The organism is Polymorphospora sp. A560, assembly GCF_045781765.1.
Lineage (GTDB): Bacteria > Actinomycetota > Actinomycetes > Mycobacteriales > Micromonosporaceae > Polymorphospora > Polymorphospora lycopeni.
Genome location: NZ_CP122282.1, coordinates 6799261 through 6822171, shown reverse-complemented (window position 1 = coordinate 6822171; position 22911 = coordinate 6799261). Strand labels below are relative to the sequence as shown.

The window sequence follows — 22911 nt, the reverse complement described above, 5'->3', positions numbered from 1 at the left end:
CTACCGCGCGGAGGTCAGTGCCGGGTCGGCGCCGGTCGCCGGCCGGCGGGGCGTGCGGCGGGCCGGCCCCAGCAGGCTGCGCTCGGCGGGCTCCGAGCCCAGGCCCAGCAGGTAGAGGCAGCGCGGCACGGCGGCCGGCGGACCCTCGATGGTGACCGATCCGCTGAGCACCGCCTCGACCGGCTCGATCAGCCCCGAGCCGAGGTCGAAGAACGTCTGCGTGTCGGTGCCGATCCGCAGCACCGGGTCCGTCGCCGGCCCCGACCTGGTCGTGACCTTGCCGTCGCCGGCGATGACGTGGAAGACCTCGCCGGCGACGTCGAACTCGTACGTCTCGTCGGCGGTGGCCCGTTCGGCCTGGCACATCGCCTCGATCGCGAGCACCGCCCAGGAGGCGCGGGTGACCGTGGCCGGGCTGGGCTCGGACTGCCCGGACATGACGGCGAGGCCGAAGCGGGCCATGGCGAGCACGGGTTCGCGCAGCTTCTCGCCGAGTTCGGTGAGCGCGTAGCCGCCGGTGCGCCGGTCGGGGTCGGTCGGCTCGATCACCCCGGCCTGGGTGAGGAAGTTGAGCCGTTCGGCGAGCAGGTTCGTGCCGATGCCGGGCAGCGCGTCGAGCAGTTCGCGGTAGCGGCGGGGGCGCAGCAGCATCTCCCGGACGATGAGCAGGGTCCAGCGCTCGCCGACGATGTCCAATGCGTACGCCAGACCGCACTGCTGCCCGTACGTGCGCCGTTCGCGCTGCTCCTTCACCGTCGCTCCTCACCGGGCCGTCCCGCGGGCCGTGTTCCGGCCGCGGCGGCGCCTACCCGGGGCCGCGCGCCCGCGGCCCCACCACCACCCGGCCCCACCATCACCTGGTCCAACCGCTACTTGGCCAGAACACCACCTGGCTGAAGCACCACCCGACCCCACCCGGGCCGGGCGGCACCGCAGCGGGGCCGCCCTCCCAGCTTACCTTCAAAATCACGTAGTGCGGGGTACCCGTTCGGTGGGTGCCGGTGTGGTCGTTACATGATCCCGTTTGCCGTGCTAGACGATCTGCGATCGGCTCGCTACCGGCAGTGCCGAGGGGGTGGTGAGGTGAGCGTGGCGGCGCGGTTGGTATGTCCGGAGGATAGTAATCGGTCTCAGGTGGGTGGATCCGTCCGGGCCGGCCGGCGCCGGGCGAGCTTCCAGCCGATCACCACGAGGGCGACGACGTTGGCGGCCAGCACGGTGAGCGTCACCGGGTCGATCTGCCCCCCGTGGCCGGCGTGCCCGCCCGCCACGCGGGGCGGTGCGCCGTCGCCGACCCCGAACGACACCGTGCCGGTCGCGACCGCGCCGTTGGCGAACCTGACGTGGTACGTGGCCGAGTAGCCACCGGAGCCGCTGATCGAGACGGGCTGGCGGATCTCGTAGCGGTCCACGACCGGACGGCCGGCGATGACCGCCCGGCCGTCCGCGTCCAGGACCGTGACGTGCGCCGAGTCACGGTCGATCTCGCCGGCGAAGGTGAGCGAGACCGTCTGCGGTGCCGTCTCGACGACCGACTGGTCGGCCGGTGCCGCCGCCGCGAGCCCGACGGGTTCGTCCAGCACCAGCGGCAGCAGCCCGAGCAGCGAGACGGCGAAGATCCCGATGGCGACCGCGCGGCGCAGGGTCGCCGCGGTCATCGGGCCAGTGCGGCCGCCGTACGGGCCGGTGCGCAGCGGCAGGTCATCTTCGCGGCCTCGACCTTGGTCGGGCGCACGTGCAGGTACATCGCGATGATCATCGGCAGGAACACGATCGCGTTGTAGAAGAGGTGCAGCTCCACCCGGGGCACCACCAGCTGGGCGATGCTGACCGGGGTGGCGCTGCCGAGCAGGTGCGCGCCGGTGAGCGACTGGATGAGCAGCAGCAGGTGCTCGAAGTGGTGCCACACCTGGATGATCAGCGAGATCCGCCACCAGGTCCGCGACCGGCCGTGGAAGCCCGGCAGCAGGATGGCCAGCCCGATCAGCATCACCAGCGCGTATCCGTAGTGCAGCCACTCCTGCTGCACCAGCCAGGGGAACGGCATGCCGAGCACGCCGCGCGCCTCCGGCGTCGGCCAGCCGAGGCCCCAGATCTGCACCGCCTGGACGATGTGCTCGGCCCAGTGGGCGACCACGATGATCATGTAGATGGCGAGGGCCCGCTGGTGCAGCGGGCCGTTGAGGGTGGCGATCAGGCTCTTGGCCCGACTGCCGGATGACTGGGTGGCGGTCATTGACGCACTCCGTCCGGGGTGGTGACGAGGGCGGTCGCCCCCGTCCTGGTGGACAGCTCGGCCGGTCGAGGGCGCTCGACCGGTGGTGTACTTGACGACACCGTCAACCTACGATCGATCGATGTCATCCTCTCTGTGTCATGCGGACCTCTCGGCCGTCGTGGCGGCGATGCCGAAGGTCGAGCTGCACGTTCACGTCGAGGGGTCGATGCGCCCCGAGACGTTTCTGCGGCTGGTCCGCAAGCACCACCTCGACCTCGGCGTGCACACCGAGGCGGAGGTGCGTGAACTGTTCCGGTTCCGCGACTTCGCGCACTTCCTCGACCTCTACGAGAGGTGCACGGCGGCGATCCGCGAACCGGACGACATCTCTTTGATCACGTACGAGCTGGGGCTGCGCGCGCACGGTCAGAACGTCCGCTACCTCGAGGCGACGTACAGCCCCGGCCCCCGCTACCGCGGCCGGGGCATCCCGTACGACGAGCAGCTCGACGCGCTGTCCCGGGCGGCCGACCGGGTGCTCGCCGACACCGGCGTACGGATGCGCTTCGTGCTCGACCACGTCCGGGGCGAGCCGCTCGACGAGTGCTTCGAGGTGGCGGCCATGTGCGTGGCCGGCGCCCGCACCGGTGCCGTCGTCGGCCTGGGGCTCGGCGGCTTCGAACCCGGCCGGCCGGCCTCGCTGTTCGCCGAGGCGATCCGGTACGCCACCGCCAACGGGGTCGCGTTCGTGCCGCACGCCGGCGAGGCGGTCGGGCCGGAGGGGATCTGGGACTGCCTGGAGTTCGGGCCGGCCCGCATCGGGCACGGCATCCGGGCCGCCGAGGACCCGGACCTGCTCGCCGTGCTGCGCGACCGCCGGATCCCGCTGGAGGTCTGCCCGACCAGCAACCTGTGCACCGGCACCGTGCGCGACCTGCGCGAGCACCCGCTGCGGCGGCTGTGGGAGGCCGGGGTGCCGGTGACCGTCAACACCGACGACCCGTCGATGTTCCACACCGACCTGACCGACGAGCACCGGCTCGCGGTGGCGCACTTCGGGTTCAGTGTTGCCGAGCTGGCCGAGATGACGCTGGCCGGGGCCGACTCGGCGCTGCTGCCGGAGCCGGACCGGCACGACCTGGGCCGGCGGCTGCGGGCCGAACTGGCGGAGTTCCGGGTCAGCGCGCACTGAACCACGCTCCCGCCCCGGCGAACCCGGCCGCGGCCGCCGCCACGTGTGCGGGGGTGGTGCCGCAGCAGCCGCCCACGACGGACAGTCCGAAGTGGTCGCACCAGTCGGCCAGCAGGGCGCCGAAGCCGGCGGGACCGGTGTGCGGTGCGACGTACCGGTCGACCGCGGTGTTCGGCGCGATCCCCGTCCGGTCCTCCACGTTCGGGTACGCGCCGAACGGCGTACCGGTGCCGGCCAGCGCCGCCGCCAGGGCGGTCAGCGCGGTGCCGGTGTCGGCCGGCCCGGTGCAGTTGACCAGCACCGCCGCCGCCCCGGCCCGCACCAGCCGGGCCGCCACCGGTGCCAGCGGCTCGCCGGACAGCAGCCGGGCGCCGGGGGCGCACACCAGGCTGACCCAGACCGGCACGTCGTACGCCCGCGCCTCGGTCAGTGCCGCCAGCGCCTCGCGCGCGGTGTTGACCGTCTCGACCAGCAGCAGGTCCGCCCCGTTGGCGACGAGCAGCCCGGCGAGCCAGCGGGCCTCGGCCCGGATCTGCGCGTCCGGCGGCACCAGGTGCGGCTGGTAACAGTCCTCGGCCGGCCCGATCGAACCGGCGACCCGGGCCGCCGGCCGGACCGTGTCGCGGGCCGTGACCGCCAGCCGGACGGCGATTTCGACCAGGTGGCGGGCGGCTGGTTCGTCGAGTCCGGCGCGGTCCAGCGTCCGGCGGTTGCACCGCAACGTGTTGGCGGTGACCACGTCGGCGCCGGCGGCGAGGTAGCGCTCGTGCACGTCGCGGACCAGGGTCCGCCCGGCGGCGTCGCCGAGCGCCTCGCTGCTCCACAGTGGATCGCGCATCGACCGGCCGTGCCGCTGGAGTTCGGTGGCCATCGCACCGTCGAGGAGCGTCGGTCGCGCCGTGGGCACCGGCACCTCCCGGGGAAGTCGGCTCGAATCGATGCTCCGTCGCCGTTTCCGCGTAGTCCACGGGTCTTGCCGTCGGTTGCCATATTTCGCGGCCGGTCGATCTACGGCACCTATGGTTTTGCTCGTCCGAGCCGTCCCAGCCGTGAGGAGTGTCCATGTCACGACGGCGCAGCAGATTCCCCACCATGGCACTGGCCCTCGCGGTCGTGCTGCCGGTCACTACCGCGGTGCTGGCCGGTGGCGCGCAGGCGGCCCCGTCGACCACCGGTGCCCCGTACGCCGAGCCGTGGCTGACTCTCGTCACCGGTGACCGGGTGCTGTCCCGCCCGGACGCACCGGCCGGACAGGAACTGGTCGTGAAGCCGGCGCCGGGCCGCGAGTCGGTCCGGTTCCAGCGGTCCGTCCGGGGCGGCGACGTGCACGTCGTACCCTCCGACGCGGCCACCCTGATCGCCGCCGGCACCGTCGACGCGCGCCTGTTCAACGTCAGCCGCCTGCTCGAACTCGGCTACGCCGACGCCGACGCCCGTGAGCTGCCACTGATCGTGACCGCCGCCGACGAGGCCCGGGCCGCGGCGGCCGCCGGCGGCCAGGCCGTCACCCGGCTGCCGCTGATCGACGCGGCGGGGGTACGGGTGGCGCGCGACCGGGCCGGACAGTTCTGGTCCCGGCTGGCGCCGAAGAACGACGTACCCGTGCTGGGCGGCGGAGCCGCCGGGCTCTGGCTCGACGCCCCGCTCTCCGCCACGGCCGGTGGCAGCGGCGCGCCGGACCTAGGTGCCGACTCGGAGTCGCGGCTGATCGCCGGGATGCGGGCGGCCACCGAGCGCCGGGAGGCCGTCGTCGACCTCGCGGTCGTCGAGCGGTTCCCGGCCACCGGGGCCGGTCCGATCGACCTCGCCGTGACCGCCGGCGGGGCCGACGGCACCCGGTTCGTCCGGTCCGGCGCGGCGGCGCGTACGCCGGTCGTGACCCAGGCGAGCCACCAGCTGACCCTGGTCGCCACCGACCACAACGGCAACCCGGCCACGAACTGGACCGTCACCTTCAACGACGTGGAGCGGGAGAACGTCGTGACGGCGACGGACCCGTCCGGCACCGCCGTGGTCTCGCTGCCGGCCGGCAACTACTTCATGGAGGCCCAGATCGGCACCGGTGCGCTGAGCACCTACATCGCCGAGCCGCTGGTGGTGCACGACCGGGCCCGGACGATCGCGCTGACCGCCACCGAGGGCCGCCCGATCGGGCTGACCGTCGACCGGGCCGACGCCGAGCCGGGCGAGGTCGCCGCGATCTTCTCCCGGATGACGGTCGACGGCCGGATGATCGGCGGCAGCACGCACGGGGTGAACTTCGACGGCATGCTGGTCCGGCCGTCGGACAGTGCGGCACCGGCCGACCAGTTCGTCTTCTATGTCGCCGCCCGGCTGGCCCGGCCGGACGGCCAGGGCGGATTCGGCGGCAGCCCGTACCTCTACCACGTGCAGTGGCTCGAACCGGACCGGGTGCCGACCGACCTGATCCGGCACATGGGCGACGCCGAGCTGGGCAAGGTGCAGGCCCGGCTGTCCGCCGCCGCGCCGGGCAAGACCGGCCGCAAGGACTACCTGGTCCACGGCACGCTGCCGTTCACCATCACCGAGTACTACGTGCCGGACACCCCGTGGCTGTCGTCGGTGGGCACCTTCACCGGGGCGCCGAACGACAACCCGGAGACGATGCTCTACAGCGGGGCGCGCATGTTCGGCGTCGGCAACCAGGGCAGCGAGCGCTGGAACACCGGGGTGTTCGGCCCGTCGTTCCCGGCGAGCTGGCCGTGGTCGTGGACGAAGGCGACCCGCACCGGCAACCAGATCGACGTCGAGATCCCGCTCTTCACCGACCACGGCGCGAACCGTGAGGCGCGCTCCAACGTGACGGGCGCGTCGACGAAGCTCTTCCGGAACGGCTCGCTGGTCGGGCAGAACGCGCAGGTGGCGACCGGGTCGTTCGGCGTGCCGGCCGGGCAGGCGACGTACCGGCTGGAGGCGAAGGCGACCCGCAGCAGCGGGGTGGCCAGCCTGTCGACCTCGGTGTCGGTGCAGTGGACGTTCAAGTCGGCGACGGTTACGGCACCCCAGCGGCTGCCGCTGGCGGTGGTCCGGTTCGCGCCGAACCTCGACGACCACAACCGGGCGCCGGGCGGCACGGTGTTCTCCGTACCGGTCTCGGTGCAGCGCCAGGACGGATCGGCCGGTGCCGCGACGAAGCAGTTGACCGTCGAGGCGTCGTACGACGGCCGGTTCTGGTTCCCCGTGCCGCTGCTCGGGTCGGGTGACTCCCGTACGGCGCTGGTGCCGCACCCGCGGGGTGTGGACCACGTGTCGCTGCGGGCCACCCACCTCGACAAGGCCGGCAACCGGGTCGAGCAGACGATCACCCGGGCCTACCAGGTGCGCCGCTGACGCAGAACCGCGAACCGGGGTCGGCCCGTCGGGCCGGCCCCGGTTCGTGTGCCGGATCAGCGCACCGTGCCCCGTACGTCGACCAGGGCCGCTCCGGTGCCGGTCGTGCCGGTTTCGACGGTGACCTCGAACCCGTTGTCGGAGAGCAGCCCGCCGACCGTGTCGGCGATCTGGGTGGCCTTGCCACCGCCGGGCGGCTCCCACACCAGATGCAGCCGGCCTCCGGGGCGTAGCAGCCGCTTGAGCAGGCCGGACTCGGCGTCGGCGCGACGCACCCAGAAGAGGTTCACGTTGACCGCGAAGATCACGTCGAAGGTGGCGGCACCGAGGTCGACGTCTTCCAGCGCGGCCGTGTGCAGGACGACGCGGCCGGCGTCGACGTGCTTCCGGTTGCGCTGCCGGGCGCCGTCGATGGCCTTGTCGGAGCGGTCGATGGCGGTGATCGTTCCGCCGTCGAGCAGGTCGGCGACGAGGGCCACGGCGACGCCGCGGCCGCAGCCGATCTCGAGTACGTCGTCGCCGGGCTTCAGCCCGAGCCGGTCGACGGTCCATTGCAGACGCTCAGGAACGGACTGTGTGCCCATTTCACCATGTTAGCGGGTGAACCGGCGGAAAAGCGGCCCGTGGCGGGCTTACCAGTCGACGCGGTACAGCGCCTGCTCGACCTCGTTGGCGAACCCGCCGATCATCCCCTCCAGCGCCGTGTTGGTCAGCGACACCACGCTGACCTCGGCCGCCGGGTCGACGTAGCAGTGCGTGCCGTAGACCCCGCTCCAGCCGTAGCTGCCGACCGGCCGGGCGTCGCCCGCCTCCGCGCGGTCGCGTACGACCGAGAAGCCGAGCCCGAAGCCGTAGCCGGGCGCGATGTCCAGCGGGTGACCCTCGACCGCGTCGGTCGTCATCAGGTCCGTCGTGGCGGGGGAGAGGACCGGTGCGCCGCCCAGCCGAACCGCCTCCAGGAAGCGCAGGTAGTCGCGGGCGGTGCCGACCATGCCCATCCCCGCGGACGGGTAGGCGTCCGGGGCGGTGACCCGGTCCGGCGCGTAGCGGATCACTCCCGCCCCGGGCAGCGGCACCTCGTCGGCGGCGCCCATCCGGCGGGCCGGCCGGCCCGGCTCGTCGGCGTCGGCGTACGCGGCCGGCAGGCGGGCCGGGTCGGCGGCGTGGAAGACGGTGTCGCGCATCCCCAGCGGGCCGGTCACCAGGCGCTCCACGACGGCGGGCAGCGGCTCGCCGGTCAGCGCCTCGACCATCGCGCCGACCACGTCGGTCGCCAGCGAGTAGGACCAGGCCGTGCCCGGCTCGAACGACAGCGGCACGCCGGCCAGCCGGCGCAGGTTGTCGGTCAGCGTCGACGCGCTGACGTCGGCGCCGTCGGAGACCCCGGCGTCGGCGTACGGCTGGTTGTCCGGTTGCAGGAAGCCGTAGCCGAGCCCGGCGGTGTGGGTGAGCAGGTGGCGCAGGGTGACGTCCGGCGTGCGACCGTCGGCGAGCGTGGGGCGGAAGTACGGCAGCACCTCGTGTGCCGGGGTGTCCAGGGTGAGCCGGCCCTGCTCGACCAGGGCCAGCGCGGCCACCGAGACGAGCGGCTTGGTCATGCTGGCCAGCCGGAACTGGGTGCCGGCCGAGGGTCGGACCTGGTGCTCCCGGTCGGCCCAGCCGGCGTAGCGCTCGTAGACGACGACGCCGCGCCGGGCGACCAGGACGGCCGCGCCGACCACCCGCCCGCTGTCGACCGCGTCGTCGACGACCGGGTCGAAGTGCTTGGCCACCCCGGGATCGGGCGCGGCCGGATCGGCGGCGTGGGCCGGAGCGTGGGGCGTGATGGGCGCGGCGTCGGACACAGCGGGCCTCCCGGGTCGGGGTCGCGTCGCCGCCAGATCCTAACAGGATCGACCGGCCAGCTATATGAATCTTGCAATCCGTCGACGGCTTCCGTCCAGCAAAGATCTTTCAAAGCGTTGACAGATAAGGATTACGGCAGTAGGCGGACAGGTTCACGGGTATACATGGTCTTTCATCAACTCTATGATTTTCAAGTGACTGAGCACCCGGGTCTGTGATGGAGGAAGGCAAATGACGATCCCGCTCATCGGTACTCCGGTTCCCGCGACCGGCCTCGACCCGCTGGAGCCGAGCTTCCAGAACGACCCCTACCCCTACTACAACTGGCTGCTGCGCAACGACCCGGTCCACCAGGGCGCCGAGGGCACCTGGTACGTCACCCGCTACGCCGACGTACGGCTGGCGATGAGTGACAAGCGGTTCGGCTGCGCCAGCGTGCGTGACTTCTGGGAGGTCATGATCGGCCCCGGGCCGCTGAAGGACATCATGGCCTACACGCTCTTCTTCGAGGACGACCCGAACCACGCCCGGCTGCGGTCCCTGGTCGCCCCGGTGTTCGCCCCCAAGCGGATGCGGGCCCTCGGCCCCGACATCGACCGGACCGTCGACGACCTGCTCGCCCCGCAGGCCGTACGCGGTGAGATGGACCTGGTCAGCGACTTCGCCGCGCCGGTCGCCCTGGTCTTCGTCTGCGACCTGCTCGGCATCCCGCCGGAGGGCTACCAGGGCGTGCGCACCTGGTCGCTGGACATCGCCCCGACCCTCGACCTCGTGCCCAACGAGGAGGAGATCAGGAAGGGTAACATCGCGATGGGGGCCTTCGCCGACTACCTGCGCGAACTCATCGAGATCCGCAAGGCCCAGCCGCGCGACGACCTGATCAGCATCATGCTCGCCGAGGTCGAGACGAGCACCCGCGCCGGCGAGCGTCCGGTGAGTATCAACGAGATCATCAGCACCATCATCTCGGTCGTGTTCGCCGGCCACGACACGGTGACCAACCAGATCACCAACACCATCCTCGCCCTGCTGCGGCATCCCGAGCAGCTCGAGCTGCTGCGCCGCGACCGCGGCCTGATCCCGGGAGCGGTCGAGGAGGGGCTGCGCTACGACTCCGCGGTGCAGTCGAACAGCCGCCGGCTCGGCGAGGACGTGGAACTGGGCGGCAAGCTCCTCAAGAAGGGCGACTTCGTCGTCGCGCTGATGGGGGCGGCCAACCGCGACCCGCTCCAGTTCGACGACCCGGACCGCTTCGACATCACCCGCACCAACGTCCAGCCGATGTCGTTCGGCGCCGGAATGCGCTTCTGCCTCGGCGCGGTGCTCGCCCGGATCGAATTGCGGTCGGCGCTCGACCGCCTGGTCAACCTGGAGAACATGCGGTTGGCGTGCGCCGAGGAAGACCTTTCCTACCAGCGCAGCTCGATGTTCCGCAGCCTGGTCGACCTGCCGATCACCTTCGACCCGGTGCGCGACTACCCGCGCTGAGCGGACCGATTCCGATCAACCGCGGTCGATCGGGGAATCGGTCGCCGGATCTTGGTTTTCGCCCTGAGTGATGATCCGATGACATAAGATACGCCCGCACGGCCGCCCCTCCCGCCACGCGGGAGGGGCGGCCATCGTGCTCACTGGTGCGCCGCCGCCGTCCGCCGACCCCCAGGGAGATCCGCGCCGATGACCACCGAAGTCGCCAGCCCCCGCGCCGGACACCGCGAGTGGCTCGGGCTCGCCGTCCTCGCCCTGCCCTGCCTGCTGGTCTCCATGGACCTCACCGTGCTCAACCTGGCGGTGCCGCACCTCAGCGCCGACCTGCGGCCCAGCGGCGCCCAACTGCTGTGGATCGTCGACATCTACGGCTTCCTCATCGCCGGCTCGCTCATCGCGATGGGCACCCTCGGCGACCGCGTCGGCCGGCGCCGGCTGCTGCTGATCGGCGGCGCGGCCTTCGGGGCGGCGTCCCTGCTGGCGGCCTTCTCCACCAGCGCCGAGATGCTCATCCTGGCCCGGGCCCTGCTCGGCGTCGCCGGTGCGACCCTGATGCCGTCGACCCTCTCGCTGATCCGCACCATGTTCCACGACCCGGCCCAGCGGACCCTGGCCATCGGCATCTGGACGATCAGCTTCTCGCTCGGCGCGGTGATCGGCCCACTGGTCGGCGGCGTCCTGCTCGAACGGTTCTGGTGGGGTTCGGTGTTCCTGGTCGGCGTACCGGTCATGGTGCTCCTGCTGGCCCTCGGCCCGGCCCTGCTGCCCGAATACCGCAACCCGGCCGCCGGACGGTTCGACCTGCTCAGCGCGGCCATGTCGGTGGTCGCCGTGCTGGCGGTCATCTACGGCATCAAGCAGATCGCCGAGGGCGCCGCGGCCTGGACCGCCGTGGTCTCCATCGTGGCCGGCGTCGTGGTGGCCGTCCTGTTCGGCGTACGGCAGCGCCGCCTCGCCGACCCGCTGCTCGACCTGCGGCTGTTCCACCGCGTGGCGTTCAGCGCCTCGCTCGCCGCGCAGACGCTGGCGTTCCTGGTCGCCTTCGGCACCCTGTTCCTCATCGCCCAGTACCTGCAACTGGTGGTCGGGCTCTCGCCGCTTCAGGCGGGACTGTGGACCGTACCGTCGTCGATCGGGTTCATCGCCGGCGCCATGGCCGGACCGGCGCTGGCCACCCGGCTACGGCCCGGGTACGTCATGGGCGCCGGACTCGCCTGCGCCGCGATCGGGTTCGCCGTCCTCACCCAGGTCGAGGCGGGTGGGGGAGTCGTCGTGCCGGTCGTCGCCTCGGTCGTGTTCTGCGTCGGCCTCGCCCCGGTCTACATCCTGGCCACCGACCTGATGGTGTCGACCGCGCCGGAGGAGGAGGCCGGTGCCGCGTCGGCGATCTCCGAGGCCGGCTCCGAGTTCGGCACCGCCCTCGGCATCGCCATCCTGGGCAGCGTCAGCACCGCCGTCTACCGCGGCATCATGGCCGACACCACGCCCGTCGGGGTCGCCTCCGACGCCGCCGGCTCGGCCCGGGACACCCTCGGCGGCGCGGTCGCGGTCGCGGAGGAACTGCCCGGCCCGCTCGGCGCCGAACTGCTCGACGCCGCCCGCGACGCCTTCGCCCGGGCACTGGAGGTCACCGCCGTCATCAGCGTGGTGCTGACCGTGGCCATGTGCGCGGTCGCCGTCGTCGCGCTGCGCACCGTACGGACCGCGCCGGTCAAGACCGACTGACAAGTCCCTTTCAGGTTTCGGCCCGGCCCGTACGGCCGGGTGTAGAAAGCTCCTGGACGGCTGTCCGGCCCGCGCTGAGGAGGACCGATGAGCACCAACCCCACCGACAGTTCCACGATGGACTTCGAGGCGTTCTACCAGGGTGAGTCACCGGTCGAGGGGATGACCTTCGCCGCCGTCCCGTGGGACATCGGTGCGGTGCAGCCGGTCGTGGTCGACTGCGAGCGGGCCGGCCGGATCTCCGGCAGCGTGCTCGACGCCGGCTGCGGGCTCGGCGACAACGCCATCCACCTCGCCAAGCTCGGCTACCAGGTGGTCGCGGTCGACGTCGCCCCGACCGCCGTCGAGTGGGCCCGTAAGCGGGCCGACGCCGCCGGTGCCGACGCCGTCTTCGAGGTCGCCGACGCGACCAGCCTCGCCGCGTACGAGGGCCGCTTCGACACCCTGCTCGACAGCGCCCTGTACGACGTACTCGACGCCGAACAGCGCCGCGCCTACGCCGCCGCCCTCCACCGGGCCGGCCGTCCCGGCTCCCGGCTCAACCTCTTCTGCTTCGCCGACACGATGCCGTTCGACCTGCCCGGCGTCTACCGGATCTCGGCCGACGAACTGCACGGCACCCTCGGCGGCGCCGGCTGGCGGATCACCGACCTGCGGATCGGCACCTACCTGGTCAACACCGTCGCGGGCGAGTTCTTCAGCCGGGCCGGCATCCCGGTCGACAAGGACGAGCTGGGCCGCCCGAAGCTGCCGGCCTGGATCTGCGAGGCCGAGCGCGACTGACCGGGCGGCGGCCCGTTCAGGCCGTCGGCACCACCATCGGCGCACCGGTCGCCGGGTTGGGCATCACGATGCTCGGCAGGTCGAAGACCCGCCGCATCAGCGCCGCGTCCACGATGTCGGCCGGTGTCCCCTCGGCGACCACCCGGCCGTCCTTCATCGCCACCAGGTGGTCGGCGAACCGGCACGCCTGGTTGATGTCGTGCAGCACCGCGACGACCGTACGGCCCTCGTCCCGCAGGCGGGCGAACAGGGCGAGGAGCCCGTACTGGTGGGTGATGTCGAGGAACGTGGTGGGCTCGTCGAGCAGCAGGTACGGCGTCCGCTGGGCCAGCACCATCGCGATCCACACCCGTTGCCGCTGGCCGCCGGACAGCTCCTCGACCTGCCGCCCGGCCAGTTCGGTGACCCCGGCCGCCGCCATCGCCTCGTCGACGGCCCGCTCGTCGTCGGGCGACCAGGTCGACAGCAGCGACTGGTGCGGGTAGCGGCCCCGGGCGACCAGCCGCCGGACCGTGATGTTCTCCGGCGCGACGAGTCCCTGGGGCAGGAAACCGACCTCCCGCGCGAAGGCCTTCGGCCGGTGGGCGGCCAGGTCACGGCCGTCGAGGCGGACAGCTCCGGTCGCCGGGGTGAGCAACCTGACGAGGGCCTTCAGCAGCGTCGACTTCCCGCACGCGTTCGGCCCGACGATCGCGGTGAACGCGCCGTCGGGGATGTCGAGGTCGATCTGCGTCGACACCACCCGGTCGCCGTACGCGAGGGTCAGGTCCCGGGCGGTCAGCCGCGCCTTCACCGTCGCTTCACCTCCCTGATGAGCAGCCAGATGAGATAGCAGCCGCCGATCGCCGTCGTCACCACGCCGACCGGCAGCGCGACCGGGGCCAGCAGCATCTGCGCGACGAGGTCGGCGCAGAGCAGCAGCACCGCGCCGGTCAGCGCGGCCGGCAGCAGGGTGACGCCGGCGGCCCGGGCCAGCCGGCGGCCGATCTGCGGCGCGGCCAGCGCGATGAACACGATCGGACCGGCGACCGCGGTCACCGTCGCGGTGCAGCCGACCCCGACCAGGACCAGCAGCAGGCGGAGCCGGTTCAGGCCGACCCCGGAGGTGACCGCGAGCTGGTCGCCGAGTGCCGCCTGGTGCATCGCGTTCGACAGCGCGACGAGTGCGAGGGCGAGCATGCCGATCACGGCGAACGGCAGGTACAGCTCGTCCCAGTCGACGCCGTTCAGCGAGCCCGCGTTCCAGCCGGTCGCGGCGATCGCGACGTCGAGTTCGGCGCGCAGCACGATCCACGAGTTGAGCGCGGTCAGGATGGCGTTGACCGCGATCCCGGTGACGACCAGCCGCAGGCCGCTGAGCCCGGAGTCGAGCGACAGCAGGTAGATCGCCGCCGCGGCCAGCAGGCCGCCGAGCACCGAGCCGGTGGCGAGCTGTGCCGACGTCCCGTTCAGGACCGCGATCGCGACCAGCGCCCCGGTGTACGCGCCGGCGTCCAGGCCGATGACGTCCGGGCTGCCGAGCGCGTTGCGGGTCAGGTTCTGGAAGATCGCCCCGGCGAGGCCGAGGGCGGCACCGAAGACGAGTTCCGCGGCCACCCGGGGCAGCCGCCACTGGAGGATCACCACCGCCGAGTCGCCGCGCCCGGTCAGCGCCGCGAACACCTCCGGCGGTGTCGACCAGGTGCTGCCGTGGCTGAGGCCGACGAACGCCAGCAGCAGGGCGATGCCGAGCAGGGTCAGCGACACGGCGACCGTACGCCGCTCGACCAGGGCCGAGAACCGCCCGGCCCGGATCGCGACCGGGGGTGCGTCGCCGGTCACAGCGTTGCCGCCCCGTAGCGGCGGACGGCCCAGATCAGCACGACGCCGCCGATGAACGCGGTCACCACGGCCACCGGCACCTCGCCGGTGGGCAGCAGGACGCGGGCGCCGATGTCGGCGATCAGCAGCAGGACCGGCCCGAGCACGATCGCGTACCCGGTCAGCCAGGGGATCGAGCCGGCGGCCAGCCGGCGGGCCAGGTGCGGGACGATCAGCCCGACGAAGGCGATCGGCCCGGCCACCGCGGTGGCCGCCCCGGCGAGCAGGGTGACGAGCACCAGCACGGCGGTGCGGGTCCGCGCGACGTGGGCGCCGAGCGCGTGGGCGACCTGCTCGCCCAGGGCGACGGCGCGCAGCGGCCCGCTCACCACCATGGCGCCGACCAGGGCGGCCACGATCAGCAGCACCGGTACGGCCAGCGGTGTCTGCTCGGTGCCGGCCAGCGTCCCGACCGACCAGAAGCGGTAGCGGTCGAAGACGTCGGGGAAGAGCAGCCGTAGCCCCAGCGAGACGCCCATCAGGACCGAGGTGAGCGCGACGCCGGCGAGGACCAGCCGCAGCGGTGAGGTACGGCCGACGGCGTACACCACGAGGGCGGCGAGGGCGCAGCCGGCGACCGCGAGCCCCAACCGGGCGGACTGCGTGCCGGCGAGGCCGAACAGGACACCCAGGTTGATCGCGAACCCGGCACCGGCGGTCACCCCGAGGATGCCGGGTTCGGCCAGCGGGTTGCGGGTCAGGGCCTGGATCAGCGCGCCGGCGGTGCCGAGGGCGGCGCCGACGCAGATGCCGATCACCGTACGGGGGATCCGGATGTCGCGGACGATGAGGTGCTCGTCGGTGCCGGCGTAGTCGGTCAGGGCCCGCCACACCTCGGCCGGAGGGATCGCGTGCGCCCCGACGCTCACGCTGGCACCCGCCGCGACGACGAGCAGCGCGACGGAGCCGGCCAGGATGGCGACCTGCCGCGACAGCTCAGTCGTCGTCAAACCCGGCAACTCCGCGCTTCCAGTACCCGGTGAACAGGGCGTCGAGCCGGCCCCGGCTCCACGCCCGCAGCGGCCTGATGTCACCGGCCTCGCCGGCCGCGAAGAGGAAGTTGCGCCCGTCGGGCAGCGGCAGCGCCTCGACCGTGGCGGCCAGCCGGGAGCGGCCGTCGGCGCGCGGCAGCCAGGTCACTTCGACGCCGGCCCGCTCCGCCAGCGGGTACGCCTGCTCGTCGGCGTGCCCGGTCTCGATCACGAGGTGGGCCGAGACGTCGGCCGGCGACTCCTCCAGCCAACGGGCGGCGGCCGGCAGCGCGGTGGCGTCGACCGCGAAGACGTAGTGGTCGTAGTTGAGGGCGAACGCCTTCGAGCCGGGCGGGCCGGCGATGGTCACCTCGTCGCCGACCCGTACGCCGGCCGCCCAGGTCGACGCGATCCCGCCCGCGTGGAGCACGAAGTCGATGTCGAGTTCGCCGGCCGCCGCGTCGTACCGCCGTACCGTGTAGCGGCGGGTGGTGGGCAGCGGGTCCGGCCAGTCGAGCATCTGTCGGTCGTTGGGGACCGGCACCCGCCGGGTGCCGTCCGGATCCGGGAAGACGATCTTGATGTGGTCGTCGGCCTGGTAGGTGTGGAATCCGGCGAGATCCGGTCCGCCGACCGTGAGCCGCACCATGCGCGGGGTGACCTGTTGCCGGGCCAGGACCGGCACGGTGCGGACCCCGATCGGGTACGGCACGCGTGTCGTGCCGGTGCCCGTCCGCTGGTGGGCGGCCATCGCCGCACGCGGGTCGGGGCGGGCCTCGCTCATCGGGTGAGCAGCGGCGCGAGCGCCTGGTCGAGCGAGTCGAGGGTCTTCAGTGCCGACGCGAACGTCGCCGCCTCGGTGTAGCGCACCGGGAAGACCAGGCCGGCCTTGACCGCCGGCAGGTTCTTCCACAGGTCGGTGTCGAGCACCCGCTGCACCGCCTCGCTCACCGTGCCGTCGGCCTGGAGCGTGTACGTGATCGCGTCGGCCGCGCCGAAGCTCGCCGGCACCTCCTCGATCGACGGATACTCGGTGACGTCGAGCCCGCCGCCGCCCTTCTTCTTGACCTCGCCGTAGTACGTCACGCCGACGTCCTGGGCGATGTTGGTGCCCCACGAGCCGGCGAACTCGCGGTGGAACGTGCCGGCGGCGACGGCGCCGTACGCGCCGAGGTGGCCGAACTCGAGGCCGGCGAGGGCGTCGGCGTACTTCGTCTTGAGTGCGGCGGCCTTCGTCTCGTACGCGGTCTTGGCGGCCTCGAAGTTGTCGAGCCGGCCGGCGGCGTCGGACTGGCGCCGCGACAGGTCGCGCCACGCCGAGGGGACGGTGGGGCCGATGGCCACGACGGGCGCGATCGACTCCAGCCGGTCCAGGTCGATGTCGGCGAGGACCGGTGCCGGTACGCCGATGACGATGAGGTCGGGCTTCGCGTTGGCGATGGCCTCGTAGTTGGTCTCGGCGGCCGTCTCCCCGGCGATCTTGTCGAGGCCCTCGTAGGTGGCAAGGTCCTCCTCGGTCATCATCGCCAGCCCGCGCTTCCAGGTCGAGATGCCCACCAGGGCGGCGTCGGCCTCGATCAGGACCGGGACGGCGTAGCCGGTGGCCACCACCCGCTCGGGGTCGGCCGGGATCGTGATGTCGCCGTTGTCGGCCTGGAAGACGCGGGTCGCCACGTCGCCGCCGGTGTCGTCGGTGCCGGAGTCGGTGGCGCCGCAGCCGGCGAGCAGGCCGAGCGCCAGGACCGTGGCACCGACCAGGCGCCAGGAGGGTCGAGTTGACATTGCCTTGTTCCTTTGAACCGTCGCAGGTCAGAGCGGTGGACCGGCTTCACGCCGGAGCGTAACTAAGGCTAGCCTTAGCTCCGGTCGTGCGATGTCGACGGGAGGTCACGCAATGTCGAGCGGAGGTCAGTCGGTGACCGTGCAGGACCCGGTCGGCGCCGACCCGCACAGTTGCGAGGAGTACGGGTACGGCCTGGGCCGACCCGACGGGATCCTGATCCTCAAGTACCGCTCGGCGGCCCTGCTCGACTTCGGGGAGAGCCGGCAGGACTTCCTGCACCAGTTCTACTGGTCACCCACCGGCGTGCTCGCCACCCGGCACGGGACGCGGACCCGGTTCGTCGGCGGCGGGGAGGTGTTCTGGGTGCACCGGGCCGTCACCCACGAGGTGCAGGCGGCCGACCAGCAGACCGTCTACCGGGTCTGCCTGCGCCAGGTGCCGCCGGCGCTGGCCGACCTGCGCGCCGGCGCCGCCGCCATCGACGACGAGGCGGCCCGGCTGCTGCCGGTCATCGCCCGCAAGGGCTGCGCCGAGGACACCGCACTCACCGCCCGGGCCCGCATCATGGCCGGACTCGGCGCCCCGGTCGCCGAGTCGTCCACCGGTCCGGCCGGCGGCCCCGGATTCGCGATGACCGTCGCCCGGGCGATCTCACACGATCCCGGCGACCCGACCCGTCTCGACGAGTGGGCCGACCGGCTGCACATCAGCGTCAAGACCCTGCAACGCGACTTCGAACGTGAGTTCGGGATGCCGTACTCACGGTGGCGGACCCGGCTGCGCCTGCTCGCCTCGCGCGTGCTGCTGGAGACACATCCGGTGACCGAGGTCGCGCACCGGGTCGGGTACGCCAGCCCGTCGTCCTTCATCACCGCCTTCGCCCGGGAGTACGGCTACACCCCGGGCCGGCACACGCCCCGGGAGACGACCTGAACGGGGATCATGCCTACTCCCCGTGACTGTCCACGATCGGACTGACGCCAGGCGTGGCGGTGCCGACGATGGGGTGTAGGCCGTCGTAGACGATTCCGTTCCAGGTCCGCCGCCTCGGCCGCCCGGCCCGAGGAGGCCCGCGTGTCCGATCCGCAGCGTGGACGCCGCGTAGCCAGCGACGCCTTCACCCAGCTCACCGCAGACATCGACGACGACAGGTTCGCGGGCATCCCCGCGGACGCGCTGGTGGCGCACCGGCGCGACGAACACCAGATGCTCCTCGCCGGCCGGCCGGCGGACGCCCTGTCCGGGCTGGCGCCCGCCCGGCGGCTCGGGCCGTACCGGAACCGGGCCGGCATCGACATCTGGTTCGACGTGTTCGCCGCGACGCGCCGGCTGGAGGTCCGGGCCGGCGGGGTCACCGCACCGGCCCTGGTACTGACGGCGGCCCGACCGCCGGTGGTCACGCCGCGCACCACGACCGTCGACGTCGGTCCGGGCACCGTCTGGGTCCGGGGCGACCTGCTCGACGCCGCACTGCCCGCCGACGCGTACGTCGGGGTGCGGGTGCGCGCCGGGGCGCTGCGGCTCGCCGGCGCCGCGACGGTCACCGGCGACGTCGTCGAGTTCGGCGCGCCGCTGGAGGGCTCCGTACGGCTCGAACCGGAACCCGACGACCCGACGGCCCGCGGCTCCGTGCTCCCGGAGGCGTTGACGCTGTGGTTCCGTTCCGGCGGCAGCCGGGTCGAGGGAGCCGGTGGCCGGGCCGAGGTCTGGGGCCGGGTGTTCGACCTGCCGGGCCCGACCGGCGCCCGGACCTTCCTTGAGCCACTGTGGACGCTCGTGCTGGAGTACGACGTCGATCCGCGCACCCTCGACCCGGCGGCGGCCGACACCGAACTGGTCCGGTACGCCGGCAAAGGCCGGGTCACCGGCGCCGGCCTGGGGCTGCCGGTCGTGGTCGCGCCCGACCCGGCGATCCTCGGCGCGGCCGCCGTCACGCCGCACTGGTGCCTGCGGGTGAGCGGCCTGACCGCCCGCTGGTACGGGCCCGACTCCCGACCGCACGAACTCGGCGACGCGTGGCTCACCGTCGCCGGCACCGCCGTCACCGTCTTCGCCGAGCAGGTCGCCCCGCTGTCCGTACCCGTCACCCACGAATTCGACCTGTGGGCGATCAGCGACGGCGGCGGGCAGCGGCTGCCCTGGCGGCAGCGGTACGACGACACGTTCCTGTTCCACCACCGGTGCCACGTCGCCGACGGTGAACAGCTCATGGTGACCGGGCGCGCCGACCTGGCCGTCGACCGTCCGGTCACCAGCGACGGCCGTCCGGTCGTCACGCCGACCGGCGGTTCCGTGCTGCTGCTGCGCCACACGGCCGGCACGGTCACCGCCCGGCTCGGTGCCACCGTCGCCGGCGGTCCGGCCGTCCACCAGTTCGCGCTGCGCAACGCGCTGGTGTGGACCACCGCACCCACGCTCGTCATCGTCGACGGCACCCTGGTCGACGCCCGCCGGATCGACGCCGGCACCGCGCAACTTCTCCTCCAGGCGTACGCGTGGGCGCCGATCCTGCCCGACCCGTACGTGTCGAACGTGTCCGTGCGCCGGCCGCGGATCGGGCGGGAGCCCCGTACCCCGTTGCTGTGCCGGGTCACCTGGACGGCGCCGGAGGCCGTGGCGGTGTCGTTCGCCGGCCTGCTCGCCGGGAACCTCGCCGTCGGCGGGCGGACCGCGTCGCCGGGCGGGTCGCGGCCGGTGCCGGCTCCCGACGGTGCCCCGGACGTCGGCCTGACCCAGGTCGAACAGGGCACGCTCACCTTCGACCGCGCGGGCGCCGCCGCCTGGAGGACGGCGCGGACGGCCGAGGAACGCGGCCGTGGGCAGCGGGTCGAGGTGGCGCGGCGGGAGGACGAGCGGAGCCTCGCGATCGTCGACAACTACCTGACCGAGTTCCTCGGCCCCGCCCCGGGCCTGACGCTGCTCGACGTGTCGACGAACCAGGACCTGCTCGGCGTGGCGGTCGGTGACCGGTCCGACGGCCCCGCCCCGGCCGGCGCCTTCCCGGTGGACGGCCTCGCCGTGCGGTCCGAGGTCGCCCGGATGCGGGTGGTCGCGCTGCCCCAGCACCAGTGGGAGCCGGTCCGCACCCTGGACGAGGACCAGGACCTCGTGACGCTGGGCTGGTTCCCGACGCCGCTGGCCGCGGCCGGTGACGGCGGTGCCACCCAGGTCGGCGCCCGCTCGCAGCGGCTGATGCCGATCATCCCCGAGGACGCCCTGCACGGCACGGTCGAGGCCCACCGTGACGGCGAGACGGTCGCGGTCCGCACCACCTTCCCGTTCGGCCTGATCGCCGCGATCCGGTTGCAGCCGCAGGAGACGCCGGACCGGCGGGCCGACCTCTACGGGCTGACCCGGCCGGAGTTCCCGGAGGTGGCGTCGCGGGGCGGCATCCAGATCACCGCGCAAGCCGAGGGGAGCCGGCCGGACGACGGTGGCGTCTCGCCGACGTTCGCCGGCCGGATGCGGCAGTTGCTCAACGGTGTCGACCTCGCCTCCGGCGGGCCGCTCGGTCTGTCCGTGCTGGGCGCCACCGCCGGATCGGGCGGCAGCGTCGAGACGGTCTTCAACAACGACATGGCCGCCCGGCCCCGGGTGCCGGTCACCCGGATCGACCTGTCCGGCTACGGCGGTTCCAACTTCAGCGACTGGAACAACCCGTTCGCCGCGTTCAGCGAGGCGGCCAAGGTGCAGTTCCGGGTCCTGCTCGGCCGGACCGCCCTCGAGGTGGTCAAGGTCAACAGCGTGCTGCACCCGTGGGGCATCCGGGTCACCCGGTCGGTGACGATCGAACGGCGCCCCGGCGGTGGCGTGATCCGGCGGGACAGCGGCTGGCAGGCGTTCACCCCCGGCCTGTTCGACTACCGCTACTTCGACACCGCCGCCGGCGACATCGTGGTGGCGCCGTACGGGTTCGACGCCGGGTTGTTCCGGGGCCTGTTCGACGTACGCACGATCCGGCCCGCGCCCGGCGCGGAGTTCGCGCACGGCGGCGCCCGGTTCGTCCCGTACTACTTCGACGCCGACGTGGCCCTCGACGGGCGCGCCGGCCGTACCCCGGCCCGGGGTGTCCTCGGCTACCTCCAGACCGCGCCGAACGGCGTACCCGCCGGCGCCGACGCGCTGCGGGCGCTGATCGAGGCGCAGGGCCCGATCGGCGGGCCGGTCGACACCTGGCTCGACCTCGGCGGCAGCGGGCTGCCGTTCCGGGCCCAGCGGGTCGAGGTCGGCGTGGCCATGGCCGGCACCGACCCGCTCTTCGTCGCGACCGTGCGCGGCGTACCGAAACTGCCGACGACCGGGGCATGGTCGGTGGTCACCCGGCCGGTGGCGGCCGTGCCGCCCGGCGGTGGCGAGGCGGTCCCGGTCGCCGACAGCCGGGGCGTCCCGGTCGTCCGCCGCTACCCGATCGCCTACCCGGCCGACGACTCGCTCCACGCCGAACCGCCACTGGCCGGCGTGCCCGGCCCGTACCGGTTCGCCGACGCCGCCGACCTGCTCACCCCGGCGGCCCCGGCCAACGACTACGCCCTGCTCCAGAGCACCCCGACGCACGCCTTCCTGTTTCCCCGGCCCTCGGTGCCGGCCGCCGGCACCGCCCGGATCGAGGCCGGCGTACAGCCGGCGCTCGCCGACATCCTGGCCCGGTCGACGTCGAAGGGGGCGTTCCCGCCGCCGGCCAACACCATCGAGCTGACCGGAGGGCCGCACCTCGACGTCGGGCCGGGCGGTGAACTCGCCCTCTCCGCGCCGATCGAGGTCGTCAACCATCCGACCCCGCTGCGGCTGTCCGGCACCCCCGGCCACGGGTCGAGTCTCTTCTACGACAGCGCGACGCTGCGGCTGGACCTGCGCTTCGACCGGTGGGACGTCGACTTCACCGGGCTGCGGATCTGGAGCGACATCGCCGGCCTGGCCGGCCTCACCGGCTCGCAGTGGCACGTCGTCGGCGGCTCCGACCGCCGGCCGCAGATCGCCGAACTGACCTCCCTGCTCCTGCCGGAGATCGAGGAGATCCTGCGCTACATCCCGACCTTCGGGGCCCGGGGCAGCCAGGGGCCGGTCGACCTGGGGGCCAGCAACGCCAAGCACGAGATCAAGATCAGCGTCCGGGTCGGAAAGACCATCCCGCCGACCACCGCCGTCTTCCCGGCCGGCAGCGGCGTCAAGCTGACCCTGTCGATAACCCAGAGCGCCGGCGTCGACCTGGCGACCGGTGGGGCCAAGGCGTCGGCGGCGTTCGGCGCCGAACTGGAGGGCAAGGTCCCGCTGTTCACCGTCGGGGCCGCCGCCGCGTTCCTCGTCGTCAGCGGCAAGGTCAGTTTCAGCCTCTCGTCGGTGAACGGCGTGATCGACAGCGAACAGCTCGAACTGACCGCGTTCGTCGGCATCGGCGTCGAGGGCACCATCGGCCCGTTCAAGGCGTACGCCTTCCTCGGCATCGGGTTCGTCCTGGTCTACGACGCGATCGCGGACACGACGAAGTACGGCGGCCTCGTCGCGATGGAGGCCGGCGTCGACCTCGAAATCGTCAAGGTCAAGATCAGGGCCGAGCTGAAGGGCCTGGTCTACAAGGCCGACGGCGTCACCAAGTGCGACTACAGCGGATCGGTGAAGATCCAGGTCGACATCTTCCTGTTCCTGTCGATCAGCGCCACCTACCAGGTCACCGAGACAGCGGAGCTAGGGAGCTAGC

Annotated in this window: 18 protein-coding genes; 7 read left to right on the top strand and 11 right to left on the bottom strand. The window is 72.9% G+C overall.

The genetic code is table 11. The features are described from left to right. The 3 genes from QCD66_RS30745 to QCD66_RS30735 all read right to left on the bottom strand — a co-directional run bounded on the left by QCD66_RS30745 (nucleotide 1) and on the right by QCD66_RS30735 (nucleotide 2236). Nucleotides 1-753 (bottom strand): winged helix-turn-helix transcriptional regulator, encoded by a 753-nt coding sequence (locus QCD66_RS30745; protein ID WP_375735130.1) that lies wholly within the window; start codon nucleotides 751-753, stop codon nucleotides 1-3. Between the two features lie 377 nt (nucleotides 754-1130). Next, complete coding sequence (locus QCD66_RS30740; protein WP_375735131.1) at nucleotides 1131-1658, bottom strand: copper resistance CopC family protein; 528 nt, start codon at nucleotides 1656-1658, stop codon at nucleotides 1131-1133. Further along, the gene (locus QCD66_RS30735; RefSeq protein WP_364208745.1) at nucleotides 1655-2236 is read right to left on the bottom strand and encodes a hypothetical protein; all 582 of its coding nucleotides are present in this window, start codon (nucleotides 2234-2236) and stop codon (nucleotides 1655-1657) included. The genes QCD66_RS30740 and QCD66_RS30735 overlap by 4 nt, the downstream gene beginning before the upstream one ends. Nucleotides 2237-2357: 121 nt before the next feature. Between QCD66_RS30735 and add the strand changes: the two genes are divergently transcribed. After that, nucleotides 2358-3410, top strand: a complete 1053-nt coding sequence (add, locus tag QCD66_RS30730; RefSeq protein ID WP_364208742.1) for an adenosine deaminase — start codon at nucleotides 2358-2360, stop codon at nucleotides 3408-3410. Here the strand turns inward: add and QCD66_RS30725 are convergent. Continuing rightward, entirely contained in the window at nucleotides 3397-4317 is a 921-nt protein-coding gene (locus QCD66_RS30725) for a homocysteine S-methyltransferase family protein (protein WP_375735132.1), read from the bottom strand. The two genes, add and QCD66_RS30725, sit on opposite strands and share 14 nt — an antisense overlap. A gap of 185 nt (nucleotides 4318-4502) precedes the next feature. Here QCD66_RS30725 and QCD66_RS30720 point away from each other — a divergent pair, with 185 nt between their 5' ends. Beyond that, complete coding sequence (locus QCD66_RS30720; RefSeq protein WP_375735133.1) at nucleotides 4503-6761, top strand: hypothetical protein; 2259 nt, start codon at nucleotides 4503-4505, stop codon at nucleotides 6759-6761. Nucleotides 6762-6817: 56 nt separating this feature from the next. On the opposite strand, the gene QCD66_RS30715 is transcribed toward QCD66_RS30720, so the two are convergent. Together QCD66_RS30715 and QCD66_RS30710 are read right to left on the bottom strand one after the other, a co-directional pair. Beyond that, nucleotides 6818-7345, bottom strand: coding sequence for an SAM-dependent methyltransferase (locus QCD66_RS30715; RefSeq protein WP_375735134.1), 528 nt, complete (start codon nucleotides 7343-7345; stop codon nucleotides 6818-6820). 48 nt (nucleotides 7346-7393) lie between these two features. Next, the gene (locus QCD66_RS30710; RefSeq protein WP_375735135.1) at nucleotides 7394-8605 is read right to left on the bottom strand and encodes a serine hydrolase domain-containing protein; all 1212 of its coding nucleotides are present in this window, start codon (nucleotides 8603-8605) and stop codon (nucleotides 7394-7396) included. 232 nt (nucleotides 8606-8837) lie between these two features. On the opposite strand from QCD66_RS30710, the gene QCD66_RS30705 reads away from it, so the two are divergent. From QCD66_RS30705 to QCD66_RS30695, 3 genes are all read left to right on the top strand, one after another. Continuing rightward, the gene (locus QCD66_RS30705) at nucleotides 8838-10094 is read left to right on the top strand and encodes a cytochrome P450 (protein WP_364208727.1); all 1257 of its coding nucleotides are present in this window, start codon (nucleotides 8838-8840) and stop codon (nucleotides 10092-10094) included. 189 nt (nucleotides 10095-10283) lie between these two features. After that, nucleotides 10284-11819 carry an MFS transporter gene (locus QCD66_RS30700; protein WP_375735136.1) on the top strand — a complete coding sequence of 512 codons (1536 nt, stop codon included), beginning with the start codon at nucleotides 10284-10286 and terminating at the stop codon, nucleotides 11817-11819. A gap of 87 nt (nucleotides 11820-11906) precedes the next feature. Continuing rightward, the gene (locus tag QCD66_RS30695) at nucleotides 11907-12602 is read left to right on the top strand and encodes a class I SAM-dependent methyltransferase (protein WP_364208722.1); all 696 of its coding nucleotides are present in this window, start codon (nucleotides 11907-11909) and stop codon (nucleotides 12600-12602) included. Nucleotides 12603-12618: 16 nt separating this feature from the next. Here QCD66_RS30695 and QCD66_RS30690 read toward each other — a convergent pair whose 3' ends face one another. From QCD66_RS30690 to QCD66_RS30670, 5 genes are read right to left on the bottom strand one after another with little or no spacing between them, the layout of a single operon-like run. Further along, on the bottom strand, nucleotides 12619-13395 hold the full coding sequence (locus QCD66_RS30690; protein ID WP_375735137.1) for an ABC transporter ATP-binding protein: 777 nt from the start codon (nucleotides 13393-13395) through the stop codon (nucleotides 12619-12621). Beyond that, nucleotides 13392-14423: a FecCD family ABC transporter permease gene (locus QCD66_RS30685; protein WP_375735138.1), complete on the bottom strand. Its 1032-nt coding sequence runs from the start codon at nucleotides 14421-14423 to the stop codon at nucleotides 13392-13394. Before QCD66_RS30685 ends, QCD66_RS30690 begins: the two co-directional genes overlap by 4 nt. Then, complete coding sequence (locus QCD66_RS30680; RefSeq protein WP_375735139.1) at nucleotides 14420-15412, bottom strand: FecCD family ABC transporter permease; 993 nt, start codon at nucleotides 15410-15412, stop codon at nucleotides 14420-14422. The genes QCD66_RS30685 and QCD66_RS30680 overlap by 4 nt, the downstream gene beginning before the upstream one ends. Beyond that, nucleotides 15399-16217, bottom strand: coding sequence for a siderophore-interacting protein (locus QCD66_RS30675; RefSeq protein ID WP_375735140.1), 819 nt, complete (start codon nucleotides 16215-16217; stop codon nucleotides 15399-15401). The genes QCD66_RS30680 and QCD66_RS30675 overlap by 14 nt, the downstream gene beginning before the upstream one ends. After that, complete coding sequence (locus QCD66_RS30670; RefSeq protein ID WP_375735141.1) at nucleotides 16214-17215, bottom strand: ABC transporter substrate-binding protein; 1002 nt, start codon at nucleotides 17213-17215, stop codon at nucleotides 16214-16216. The genes QCD66_RS30675 and QCD66_RS30670 overlap by 4 nt, the downstream gene beginning before the upstream one ends. 133 nt (nucleotides 17216-17348) lie before the next feature. On the opposite strand from QCD66_RS30670, the gene QCD66_RS30665 reads away from it, so the two are divergent. Together QCD66_RS30665 and QCD66_RS30660 are read left to right on the top strand one after the other, a co-directional pair. Next, nucleotides 17349-18149: a helix-turn-helix transcriptional regulator gene (locus QCD66_RS30665; RefSeq protein ID WP_375735142.1), complete on the top strand. Its 801-nt coding sequence runs from the start codon at nucleotides 17349-17351 to the stop codon at nucleotides 18147-18149. A 141-nt stretch (nucleotides 18150-18290) separates the two neighbouring features. Continuing rightward, nucleotides 18291-22910 carry a hypothetical protein gene (locus QCD66_RS30660; protein WP_375735143.1) on the top strand — a complete coding sequence of 1540 codons (4620 nt, stop codon included), beginning with the start codon at nucleotides 18291-18293 and terminating at the stop codon, nucleotides 22908-22910. Nucleotide 22911: the final 1 nt, after the last annotated feature.

Bases quoted from the DNA above. Each gene is read 5' to 3' on its own strand.
- QCD66_RS30740 (WP_375735131.1), bottom strand. From the start codon at position 1,658: ATGACCGCGGCGACCCTGCGCCGCGCGGTCGCCATCGGGATCTTCGCC.
- QCD66_RS30735 (WP_364208745.1), bottom strand. From the start codon at position 2,236: ATGACCGCCACCCAGTCATCCGGCAGTCGGGCCAAGAGCCTGATCGCC.
- add (WP_364208742.1), top strand. From the start codon at position 2,358: ATGTCATCCTCTCTGTGTCATGCGGACCTCTCGGCCGTCGTGGCGGCG.
- QCD66_RS30720 (WP_375735133.1), top strand. From the start codon at position 4,503: ATGGCACTGGCCCTCGCGGTCGTGCTGCCGGTCACTACCGCGGTGCTG.
- QCD66_RS30715 (WP_375735134.1), bottom strand. From the start codon at position 7,345: ATGGGCACACAGTCCGTTCCTGAGCGTCTGCAATGGACCGTCGACCGG.
- QCD66_RS30705 (WP_364208727.1), top strand. From the start codon at position 8,838: ATGACGATCCCGCTCATCGGTACTCCGGTTCCCGCGACCGGCCTCGAC.
- QCD66_RS30700 (WP_375735136.1), top strand. From the start codon at position 10,284: ATGACCACCGAAGTCGCCAGCCCCCGCGCCGGACACCGCGAGTGGCTC.
- QCD66_RS30695 (WP_364208722.1), top strand. From the start codon at position 11,907: ATGAGCACCAACCCCACCGACAGTTCCACGATGGACTTCGAGGCGTTC.
- QCD66_RS30675 (WP_375735140.1), bottom strand. From the start codon at position 16,217: ATGAGCGAGGCCCGCCCCGACCCGCGTGCGGCGATGGCCGCCCACCAG.
- QCD66_RS30670 (WP_375735141.1), bottom strand. From the start codon at position 17,215: ATGTCAACTCGACCCTCCTGGCGCCTGGTCGGTGCCACGGTCCTGGCG.